Below are 3,427 nucleotides of genomic sequence, written 5' to 3'. Positions count from 1 at the left end.
AAAGTAACGAGCAAAGCGCTACCTGTTGATGCCATGAGTCATTCATGCTGATACGAACCGATTAAGTTATTCAGTTTAATCGGATTTTCGTGTCCCCATCGTCTAGAGGCCTAGGACACTGCCCTTTCACGGCTGTAACAGGGGTTCGAATCCCCTTGGGGACGCCATTCCGATAATGAGTGAAAGACATTATCACCGGTTAGCGATAACCGAAAAAATCTTAAAGATGACTTGCGAGTCATGTTTAAGATATTGCTCTTTAACAATCTGGAACAAGCTGAAAATTGAAACATGACGGCTGAAATTTATCCCTCCGTAGACGTATTGGGATAAAGAGTAACCTGTCATAGAGTCTCTCAAATGTTTGCAGCGCGAACGATGGAAACATCTTCGGGTTGTGAGGTTAAGTGACTAAGCGTACACGGTGGATGCCTAGGCAGTCAGAGGCGATGAAGGGCGTGCTAATCTGCGAAAAGCGTCGGTAAGGTGATATGAACCGTTACAACCGGCGATACCCGAATGGGGAAACCCAGTGTGTTTCGACACACTATCATGTCATGAATACATAGTGGCATGAGGCGAACCGGGGGAACTGAAACATCTAAGTACCCCGAGGAAAAGAAATCAACCGAGATTCCCCCAGTAGCGGCGAGCGAACGGGGAGGAGCCCAGAACCTGAATCGGCTTGTGTGTTAGTGGAAGCGTCTGGAAAGTCGCGCAGCAAAGGGTGATAGCCCCGTACACTAAAATGCACAGGTCGTGAGTTCGATGAGTAGGGCGGGACACGTGACATCCTGTCTGAATATGGGGGGACCATCCTCCAAGGCTAAATACTCCTGACTGACCGATAGTGAACCAGTACCGTGAGGGAAAGGCGAAAAGAACCCCGGCGAGGGGAGTGAAATAGAACCTGAAACCGTGTACGTACAAGCAGTGGGAGCACCTTCGTGGTGTGACTGCGTACCTTTTGTATAATGGGTCAGCGACTTATATTTTGTAGCAAGGTTAACCGTATAGGGGAGCCGTAGGGAAACCGAGTCTTAACTGGGCGAATAGTTGCAAGGTATAGACCCGAAACCCGGTGATCTAGCCATGGGCAGGTTGAAGGTTGGGTAACACTAACTGGAGGACCGAACCGACTAATGTTGAAAAATTAGCGGATGACTTGTGGCTGGGGGTGAAAGGCCAATCAAACCGGGAGATAGCTGGTTCTCCCCGAAAGCTATTTAGGTAGCGCCTCGTGAACTCATCTTCGGGGGTAGAGCACTGTTTCGGCTAGGGGGCCATCCCGGCTTACCAAACCGATGCAAACTCCGAATACCGAAGAATGTTATCACGGGAGACACACGGCGGGTGCTAACGTCCGTCGTGAAGAGGGAAACAACCCAGACCGCCAGCTAAGGTCCCAAAGTCATGGTTAAGTGGGAAACGATGTGGGAAGGCATAGACAGCCAGGATGTTGGCTTAGAAGCAGCCATCATTTAAAGAAAGCGTAATAGCTCACTGGTCGAGTCGGCCTGCGCGGAAGATGTAACGGGGCTAAACCATGCACCGAAGCTGCGGCAGCGACGCTTAGGCGTTGTTGGGTAGGGGAGCGTTCTGTAAGCCGTTGAAGGTGGCCTGTGAGGGTTGCTGGAGGTATCAGAAGTGCGAATGCTGACATAAGTAACGATAAAGCGGGTGAAAAGCCCGCTCGCCGGAAGACCAAGGGTTCCTGTCCAACGTTAATCGGGGCAGGGTGAGTCGACCCCTAAGGCGAGGCTGAAAAGCGTAGTCGATGGGAAACAGGTTAATATTCCTGTACTTGGTGTTACTGCGAAGGGGGGACGGAGAAGGCTAGGCTAGCCGGGCGACGGTTGTCCCGGTTTAAGCGTGTAGGGGGTGTGACCTGGTAAATCCGGTTACATACCAACCCTGAGGCGTGATGACGATGCACTACGGTGCAGAAGTAGTTGATGCCCTGCTTCCAGGAAAAGCCTCTAAGCTCTAGGTAACATTAAATCGTACCCCAAACCGACACAGGTGGTCAGGTAGAGAATACCAAGGCGCTTGAGAGAACTCGGGTGAAGGAACTAGGCAAAATGGTGCCGTAACTTCGGGAGAAGGCACGCTGGCATGTAGGTGAAGTCCCTTGCGGATGGAGCTGAAGCCAGTCGAAGATACCAGCTGGCTGCAACTGTTTAATAAAAACACAGCACTGTGCAAACACGAAAGTGGACGTATACGGTGTGACGCCTGCCCGGTGCTGGAAGGTTAATTGATGGGGTCAGCCGCAAGGCGAAGCTCTTGATCGAAGCCCCAGTAAACGGCGGCCGTAACTATAACGGTCCTAAGGTAGCGAAATTCCTTGTCGGGTAAGTTCCGACCTGCACGAATGGCGTAATGATGGCCAGGCTGTCTCCACCCGAGACTCAGTGAAATTGAACTCGCTGTGAAGATGCAGTGTACCCGCGGCAAGACGGAAAGACCCCGTGAACCTTTACTATAGCTTGACACTGAACATTGAGCCTTGATGTGTAGGATAGGTGGGAGGCTTTGAAGCGTGGACGCCAGTCTGCGTGGAGCCATCCTTGAAATACCACCCTTTAATGTTTGATGTTCTAACTCGGCCCCGTGATCCGGGGTGAGGACAGTGTCTGGTGGGTAGTTTGACTGGGGCGGTCTCCTCCCAAAGAGTAACGGAGGAGCACGAAGGTTAGCTAATCACGGTCGGACATCGTGAGGTTAGTGCAAAGGCATAAGCTAGCTTGACTGCGAGAGTGACGGCTCGAGCAGGTACGAAAGTAGGTCTTAGTGATCCGGTGGTTCTGAATGGAAGGGCCATCGCTCAACGGATAAAAGGTACTCCGGGGATAACAGGCTGATACCGCCCAAGAGTTCATATCGACGGCGGTGTTTGGCACCTCGATGTCGGCTCATCACATCCTGGGGCTGAAGTAGGTCCCAAGGGTATGGCTGTTCGCCATTTAAAGTGGTACGCGAGCTGGGTTTAGAACGTCGTGAGACAGTTCGGTCCCTATCTGCCGTGGGCGTTGGAAGATTGAGAGGGGTTGCTCCTAGTACGAGAGGACCGGAGTGAACGCACCACTGGTGTTCGGGTTGTCATGCCAATGGCATTGCCCGGTAGCTAAGTGCGGAAAAGATAAGCGCTGAAAGCATCTAAGCGCGAAACTTGCCTCAAGATGAGTCTTCCCTGGGCCTTTAAGGCCCCTGAAGGAACGTTTAAGACTAAGACGTTGATAGGCTGGGTGTGTAAGTGCAGCGATGCATTGAGCTAACCAGTACTAATGATCCGTGAGGCTTAACCTTACAACACCGAAGGTGTTTTTAGAGAGATTTTCAGCGAAGTTCCGAGATTGGTTCTGATGGCGACACGAGAGTGGCGCGGTTGGAATGAAACAGAATTTGCCTGGCGGCAATAGCGCGG

Annotated in this window: 1 tRNA gene and 1 rRNA gene; both read left to right on the top strand. The window is 51.8% G+C overall.

Annotation, left to right across the window (positions count from 1 at the left end):
* Positions 1-91: 91 nt before the first annotated feature.
* A tRNA-Glu gene (locus ACIF6F_RS37920) sits at positions 92-167 on the top strand.
* Between the two features lie 234 nt (positions 168-401).
* Positions 402-3,309 (top strand): 23S ribosomal RNA (locus ACIF6F_RS37915).
* The last annotated feature ends 118 nt before the right edge of the window (positions 3,310-3,427 follow it).

This window comes from Streptomyces sp. NPDC086023, assembly GCF_044540325.1.
Taxonomy (GTDB): domain Bacteria; phylum Actinomycetota; class Actinomycetes; order Streptomycetales; family Streptomycetaceae; genus Streptomyces.
Note: the sequence above shows the minus strand (reverse complement) of the source record. Positions and strands in the feature narration are given on the sequence as shown.